Raw genomic sequence first — 494 nt, forward strand, 5'->3', positions numbered from 1 at the left:
CGGAGGACAGGGCCCGGGGCCGGGCCACGCGGACCTGCAGCCCCATCACCTGATGCCACAGCAGGCCGGCCAACACCGGGCCGAAGACCGCGCGGACGAGACCGCCCCAGAACCCGGACTCGCTGAACGCGGGGATCACCTGCACGCCGGTGTTGACCCACACCAGCGTGCCGGGCAGGCCCGGCGAGCCGATCCGGTCCTCAGTGGTGCCGGAGCGCACGTTGGCGCGGGCCATGACGGTGCAGGCCAGCAGCGCGATCTCGGCCGCGGCGTACATCACCGCGCGCTCGGCGGTGTTGGTCATGCCCAGCTCGTGCTCGGCGTACCGCCAGGAGGTGTCGGCGCTGTAGGCGGTGCAGACCGCGGCGGCGAACCCGACGAACAGCACAGAGGGCGGCGGCACGGTCATGCGACGGGCGGCGTGCACCAGCAGCCAGACCGCCACCGTGGCCAGCACCAGCACGGTGCAGGCCACGGCCGCAGCCGGGTACGGG

Annotated in this window: 1 pseudogene; it reads right to left on the bottom strand. The window is 73.9% G+C overall.

Annotation, left to right across the window (positions count from 1 at the left end):
- Positions 1-475 (bottom strand): annotated as a pseudogene (locus QC029_RS30495) (hypothetical protein); the annotation flags it as partial.
- Positions 476-494 lie beyond the last annotated feature (19 nt).

This window comes from Streptomyces sp. DH37, from assembly GCF_029813835.1.
Lineage (GTDB): Bacteria > Actinomycetota > Actinomycetes > Streptomycetales > Streptomycetaceae > Streptomyces.